Here is an 8,108-nt window from a genome sequence, read left to right on the forward strand (position 1 = left end):
TTAAGTCTGGAGATTTACACCAGATTATGAGGGCAAAATTCGTATAAAGTGCCTATTATGTGAACCGATCAAAGCGAGTTTCTAAATTCTCCGAGGGCAAGCTCGGAGTTACGAAGCGAACTTGATTCGGAGCTCTGCCAACGGCTAATTTTAGATAAGTGTTAAAAAGCAAGACATTGTTCAGGACACCTGTCCCAAAAGCTTGCCTGCTCTTAGAGGACAAGCTTGGAGTTGTAAACCGAATTTGATTCGGAGGAACAGGTGAGGACGCTACTTTTTAAAAATAGCTGGGTAGAGTAGGACTTTATAATAAAATCTTGTGAAAGTTTCAATAAGTTCCTATTTTCAGGGATCGAACTATCACTTACAACCTATGAATCCACCACCAGAAAATGGTTCGGGGCAATTTCTTGCCACCGACCAAGGCAAAACCGAAAGCAATGCCATCGAGATACCTTCTATTGCCCTGCCCAAAGGTGGTGGCGCTATCAAGGGCATCGACGAAAAGCTCAACGTCAATGCCGTCAATGGCACTGCTTCTTTTAGCATTCCCCTCCCCTTTTCGCCCGCCAGAGGCACCACCCCAGCCCTATCGCTTGCCTACAACTCGGGGGCGGGCAATGGCATTTTTGGTTTGGGCTGGAGTCTGAGTTTGCCCTCTATCAAGCGCAAAACCAACCAAGGTTTGCCCCAATACCTAGATGCTATAGATTCAGATGTTTTTTTGTTGTCGGAGGCAGAAGATTTGGTGCCTGCCTTTGCCCAATTACCCGATGGCAGCTTTGCTCTAGACGAAACGGGCGAGTACCTCATCGACGAAAAAACCTCGCCTGATGGCAACCACCTCATTCGCCGCTATCACCCGCGCATCGAAGGAGGCTTTGCACGCATTGAACGTTGGCAACACCTAGAGTCGGGCGCGCTCAAATGGCGCGTAACCAGCCGCGAAAACTTGACCACCCTCTATGGTTGGACGGCTCAAGCCCGCATTGCCGACCCTGCCAACGACGCCCACATTTTTGAATGGTTGCCCGAATTTAGCTTTGATGACAAGGGCAATTGTGCCCATTATATTTACAAACAAGAAAACGCCCAAGGCTTTGACCCTGCCTTGGTGCACCATCAAAGCCGCGTCCAAGACGAGCAACTCAGCTACACCAATACTTACCTAAGCCGAGTGCTTTATGGCAACCGTACCCCTTACGCTGGTTTTGGCGAAAGCCTGCCCCCCGAAATCGACTATTTGTTTGCCACCGTGCTCGACTATGGCGAGTATGACGCCACCACCCCCAACGAGCCAATCAATGATTGGGGCTTTCGCGGCGATGCTTTTTCGGACTATAGGGCGGGATTTGAGCGACGCACCACCCGTCTTTGCCAAAGGGTATTATTATTTCACCGTTTCAACGGGCAAGACGAGTACAATGGCTTGGTGAAATCGTTGGATTTTGGCTACAACCAAACCCAAGCCGAGGGTTTCACTTTTCTGGAAAGCATCACCGCTTGCGGCTACATCAAACAAGCCGACGGCAGCTATTCAAAAAAGGCAATGCCCCCGCTAGAGTTTGCCTACCAATCCCTTGCTTGGAACCGCGAAGTGCGCACTATCAAATCTGAGCATTTGGTACATGCCCCCGTGGGGCTTTCTTCGCCTTGGCAATTGACCGATTTGTATAACGAGGGCTTGGCGGGCGTGCTCACCGAACAAGCGGGCGGTTGGTATTATAAGGCAAACTTGGGCAATGGGGCGTTTGCTCAAGCCCAGCTCGTGTCGCCCAAGCCTTCGTTTGGGGGTTTGGGTGGGCAAATGCAATTGAGCGACTTGGAGGCAGACGGCAAAAAACAATTGGTAAGCTATAGCCCGCTTGCCCCTGGCTATTTTGAGCTAAACAATCAAGGCGAATGGGAAGGCTTTCGCCGCTTTGATGCCTTGCCCAATATTGATTTGAACGACCCGAATGCCCGTTGGCTTGACCTGAATGGGGATGGCAAGGCGGAGGTGCTCATTAGCCAAGAGCAAGTATTTACTTGGTATGCCTCGAAGGGCAAAAAGGGCTTTGGGCAAGCAAAGAAAACCCTGAAGCCTACAGACGAAAACACGGGCGCCACTCTAGTATTTGCCGAAGCCACCCAAACCATTTTTCTTGCCGATATGTCGGGCGATGGGCTCACCGACATTGTGCGCATTCGCAATGGCGAAGTGTGCTATTGGTCAAACTTGGGCTATGGCAGGTTTGGCAAAAAAGTGACGATGAGCAATGCCCCTTGGTTTGACGCCCCCGATGCCTTTAACCCTGCCTTGCTGCGCCTTGCCGACATTGACGGGTCGGGCACAAGCGACATTATTTATTTGGGCAAAAACAAGTGGACTTGTTGGCAAAACCTGCACGGCAACAGCTTTGCCGAAACGCCCTTTGAGTTAGAAGCTTTCCCTGCCATTCATCCCCAAGCCCATATCACCGTAGCCGATTTGTTGGGCAATGGAGTAGCTTGCATTGTGTGGTCGAGCGGACTTGCCAAAGACACCACTGCCCCCCTGCAATACATTGACCTCATGGGCAGCCAAAAACCTCACTTGATGGTGGGTTACACAAACAACTTGGGCAAAGAAGTAACGATGGAGTACGCCCCCTCTACCCAGTTTTACCTTGCCGACCAAGCAGCAGGCACGCCTTGGGCAAGTCGCTTGCATTTTCCCGTGCATTGCCTCGCCAAGCTCACCACTGAAGACAAAATCACGGGGCATTGTTTCACCAGCAGCTACACCTACCATCATGGCTATTATGACCACCCCGAACGCGAGTTTCGTGGCTTTGGGCGGGTAGAACAAACCGACAGCGAAAGCTTTGCCCATTGGGTGAAAACCGAGGCGAGCAACCTCACCGAAGAAGCCCTGCACCAAGCGCCCGTGCTCACCAAAACTTGGCACCACACGGGGGCTTTTCTAGACAATGACCGACTGCTTGCCCAGTTTGAAAAAGACTATTGGCAGGCACAACTAGAGCGCCAAGGCGAAGAAGTGAGTCACCACGAAACCACTCTAGTGGAAATGATTGAAGTCGAGTTGAACCCCCAAGAATGGGTGGAGGCGTTGCGAGCTTGCAAGGGCAGGGCATTGCGCAGCGAGGTGTTTGCCCAAGATGCTACCGAAGACGCCACTGCCGAAGAACAGCTACAAGCGCTAACGCCTTACACAGTCACGCAAAGCAATTGGGTAGTGAAGCTGCTGCAACCCAAGGGCAACAATGCCCACGCGGTGTTTATGGTGCAGCCCAGCCAAAGCCTGAGCTACCATTATGAACGCAACCCCGAAGACCCTCGCATTGCCCACCAACTCAATGTAGCGTTTGACGAATACGGCAATGTGCTAGAGTCGGCGGCGGTGGTGTATCCACGCCAAGTGACAGATGCCTCGTTGCCCGCTGCCACTCAAGCCGCCCAAAGCACCACCACTATTTTGTATACCCAAAACGCCTTTACCAATGACGTGATCGACGATGAGGCTTACCGCTTACGTTTACCTGCCGAGACAAAAACTTTTGCCCTCAAGGGCGTACCCAAAGACGGGAACTATTACCAGCTTTCCGATTTTGACCAAATTCTTTCAAATACGCATTCGGAAGAGGCTTTGTACCACGAAATTGACCAACCCTTGACGGCAGACAAAGCCCAAAGGCGACTCATTGAGCATGTGCGCTCTACTTATTATCAAAACAACTTGAGCGGCGCTTTGCCCCTTTATCAACTAGAATCGTTGGGCTTGCCTTACGAGAGCTATCAGTTGGCGTACACGCCCGAGCTAGTGGCAGACATTTTTGGGACTAAAGTAGGTGATGCGGTGCTCACCGAAGGGCGTTTTTGCCACAGCGAAGGCGACGCCAATTGGTGGGTGCGTTCGGGGGTGGTGCAGTTTATAACAGACAGCGAAACCCCTGCCGAGGCTCAAGCCCGTTTTTATGTGCCAGTGGCTTTCGCCGATGCCTATGAAGCGGTGACCAAGGTACGCTATTATGGCAATGAGTATTTGTTGATTGCCCAAACCGAAGATGCACTGGGCAACCGTGCGGGGGTGAATGTGTTCAACTTTCGTACCCTTGCCCCCCAACAGATGTACGACATCAACGGCAATTTGTCGGAAAGCTTGAGCGACGAATTGGGTTTGGCGAAAGCCCTTGCCGTGATGGGCAAAGGCAACGAAGCCGACGCGCTGACAGGGCTAGAAGCCACCTCCAACGCCAGCGAAACCGCCAACATTGAAAGCTTTTTTGCCGCTGCCGACTCTGACGCCCTCACCAACGCGGGCAAGGCATTGCTCCAGCACGCTACCACGCGTTTTGTCTATGACCTAGCCGCCTACACCCGCGAAGGCAAGCCTGTGGTGGTGGCTGCCATTAGCCGCGAGCAACATTCGCAACAAGTAGCTGATTCGCCCGTGCAAATTGCCCTAGAGTATGGCAATGGCTTGGGTGAGGTGGTGATGCAAAAAACTCAAGCCGCGCCAGGGCTTGCCAAGCAAGTGGTCATCAATGCCGACGAAAGCATCACCATCAACGAGGTGGACACTACGCCCCAATTGCGTTGGATTGGCAACGGGCGCACCGTGAAAAACAACAAGGGCAATGTGGTGAAACAATACGAGCCTTATTTTTCGGTGAGTCACCATTACGAAGACACCAAGGAATTGGTAGAAACTGGAGTAAGCCCTGTGCTCTATTACGATGCGGTGGGGCGACTCATTAGAACCGACATGCCCAACGGTACTTTTTCTAAAGTGAGTTTTACGGCTTGGCGCCAAAGCTTGTACGATGCCAACGACACAGTACTCGAGAGCGATTGGTATGCGGCACGGGTGGGGCGATTGATAGACGAGGCGTTGATTGCAGACGGCAAAGACCCTGCAAAAGAAGAGAACGCTGCGGAGCAAACCGCCTTGCACGCCCAAACGCCCCAAGTGCTGCACCTCGACACCTTGGGCAGACCTGTGTTGCAAATAGACAACAACAAAGAGCTTGATGAAGACCACCAAGAAAATGAGACGTTCTACCACACTCAAGCAAACCTAGACACAGAAGGCAACCTGCGCGCAGTGACCGATGCCCGCGACAATTTAGTGATGCGCTACAAATATGACATGTTAGGCAACAAGGTATACCAAGAAAGCATGGACGCGGGCAAGCGTTGGCTCTTGCTCAATGTGGTGGGCAAGCCGCTCCGCACTTGGGACGAACGCGACCATGAGTTCCGCTATTTCTATGACGCCTTGCAACGCCCCAGCTATAGCCAAGTGCTGGGGGGCGATGGCGACACTCCGCTCGACCACATTTTTAGCCGCACTATTTATGGCGAACAAGAATTGACCGCAGGGCGAGACAACGAAGCGGCGGTACAAGCCCTCAACATTTTGGGGCAAGTGACCCGCCAATACGACACGGGTGGGCTGGTGCATAGCCCTGCGTATGATTTTAAGGGGCAACCGTTGAGTACCAGCCGCCAGCTTTTCAGTAAATATAAGGAGGTGGCAAACTGGACGGAGGCGAATATGCTCGCCGATTTGGAAAACGAGGCGTTCGTTTTTACCACCCGCACCGATGCCTTGGGACGCATTGTGGAGCAAACCACCCCTGACGGCAGCGTGATCACTCCTAGCTACAACGAGACGGGCTTGCTGACCAGCGAAACCGTGACCCACCCCAGCGAGGCAACGCCCAGCACTTACATTGCCCGCATTGCCTACAACGCCAAGGGGCAGCGCGAAAAGATAGTGTATGGCAACCAAGTGACCAGCCGCTACAGCTACGACTCTGAGACTTTTGGGCTGTTGCGGCTGGTGAGCCAACAACAAAACGGCGACCCACTGCAAGACTGGCGCTATACCTACGACCCCGTGGGCAATATATGCCAAATAGAAGACAGTGCCGCGCCTGTAGTGTTTTTCAACAACCAAAAAATCACGAGCCTTGCCACCTACACCTACGACGCCTTGTACCGATTGATAGCCGCCACGGGGCGCGAAAACAGCGCCGCCCTGAGCTTTGGCAACCAAGACAATTGGAACGATGACGCCTTTGCCCATGACATGCAACCCAACGACCCTATGGCAATGCGCAACTATACCCAAAGCTACCAATATGACAGTGTGGGCAACATCTTGCAGATGAAACACACTGCCAGCGGCAACAACTGGACGCGCCACTATGCTTATGAAACCGCCAACAACCGCCTGACGAGTACCCAAGTGGGTAGCTACACCTATAGCTATGCCTACCACACCCAACACGGCTTTATGACCAGTTTGCCCCACTTGGCAGACATTGGCTGGAACTTTTTGGAGCAAGTGGCACGCACCAACCGCCAACAACGCAGCGACGGCGGCACCCCCGAAACCACTTATTACCAATATGATGGCAGCAGGCAAAGGCTGAGAAAGATTACCGAAAACGCCGCCGATGCAGGAATGGCAGGAGGTTCCACCAAAAAAGACGAACGCATTTATGTGGCGGGTTATGAGCTGTACAAATGCCACAACGGGGCAAACGTGGGGCTGGAACGCGAAACCCTGAGCCTGCTGGACGAAGGGCACCGCTTTGTGATGATAGACCGACGCAATGCGGTAAACGATGGCACCGAAGAAACCTTGGTGCGCTACCAACTCCACAACCACTTGGGCTCGGCAGCGCTGGAACTCAACGAGACGGCGGAGGTGATTAGCTATGAAGAATACCACCCCTATGGCACTACGGCTTACCAGGCAACAAACGCCACGATAGGAGCAGCTGCCAAACGCTACTGCTACACAGGCATGGAGCGCGACGAAGAGACAGGGCTGGAATACCACAGCGCCCGCTATTACTTGCCTTGGCTGGGGCGCTGGTTGAGCACCGACCCGATTGGGATTGGGGATGGGGTGAATGTGTATGGGTATGTGCGGGGGAATCCTGTGAGGTTGGTGGATGGGAGTGGGAGACAGAGTCTTCCTCCTGAATATTACCCTGACCCAATGTTCCAATTAGGAAGAGGGTTTGGCGCATTATTCGAGTTTTTTGTAGGAGGAAAAGCTGACCCAATAAGAGATGAGAAGCCAAGCTTACCACAAGGCGGAATAGGAGGTGTTGTGGGTGGGGTAGCCGATACAGCTACATTAAGGCTTACAGGTGTTCTTGAAAATGACCCGACATTACTGAGTCAAGTAGGAATGGAAGTAGGTGCAAGTCAAGTCCCTGTTGTAGATCCAGCATTAAGGCTGGCTACAGGAGAAACAGTAACAGGGCAAGACACAAACAGGCTGGAAGCAGCAGCAACCCTTACTATGGATGTGTTGCCGTTGGCAACAAGTAACCGAACTTTGACTACGATAGCAAAAAAAACTTCTGGTACATCTCACATTGGTTCATCTTCTTACAGGTCAAGCCAAAGAGTGCCAACTGAAACAAACCCGACATGCCGTGGAGATTTATGCGTTGCAGATGTTGGGGCTCATCACGCTAATAAGGTAAGACCTAAAGATTCCCCCCTGATTACCAACGAAGAATTTGTAGCTGCTTCAGGAAGACCAGTTCACCGAGTAAATAATCCAATAGAAAATAGAGGCCAAGCAGTAGCCTTTCTAAATCAAGGGTATGAAGGTTTATACAATTCTGGAAGAATATCTCAACGTATAGAAGCTTCCATCCCATCAGGTAACAGTTTTGACCTTAAACCAGGGGCTTACCTTATGGAAGTTGATGGACCTATGGGTGGGCATGCTATCCACGTAAATGTATCTAATCAAATTATTGGTACAAAATATATCCATGAGGGGCGAATCATATCAAAGACTGATGCTCTTGAACTTATGGGGGATGGGGAACGAGTACATAAGATGCCATTATATCAAATGGAATTTTATGATCCTCAGAATGGAGTTTGCATTGATCCAGATATGGTCACACACTTGTTCAATGTTAGAGGTTTTATTAGGTTAGATTAGGCTTCCCTAACTGGCGCAAGCGTCCTCGCTTGTGTCCAGCGTAGCAAGTTCAGCTTTCTGGACAGGTACTCAGAAAGATTTACAAGACTAGGCAAAGGTTTTTTTTACAAAAATAGGGAAGCTGCAAGCCCCGAATCAAGTT

Annotated in this window: 1 protein-coding gene; it reads left to right on the plus strand. The window is 51.5% G+C overall.

From position 1 onward, the window contains the following. Positions 1-373: 373 nt before the first annotated feature. A complete protein-coding gene (locus tag Q0954_RS14670; protein ID WP_299458109.1) occupies positions 374-7,966 on the plus strand; it encodes a SpvB/TcaC N-terminal domain-containing protein in 7,593 nt (2,530 codons plus the stop codon). The last annotated feature ends 142 nt before the right edge of the window (positions 7,967-8,108 follow it).

This window comes from uncultured Microscilla sp. (genome assembly GCF_947493425.1).
Classification (GTDB): domain Bacteria; phylum Bacteroidota; class Bacteroidia; order Cytophagales; family Microscillaceae; genus Microscilla.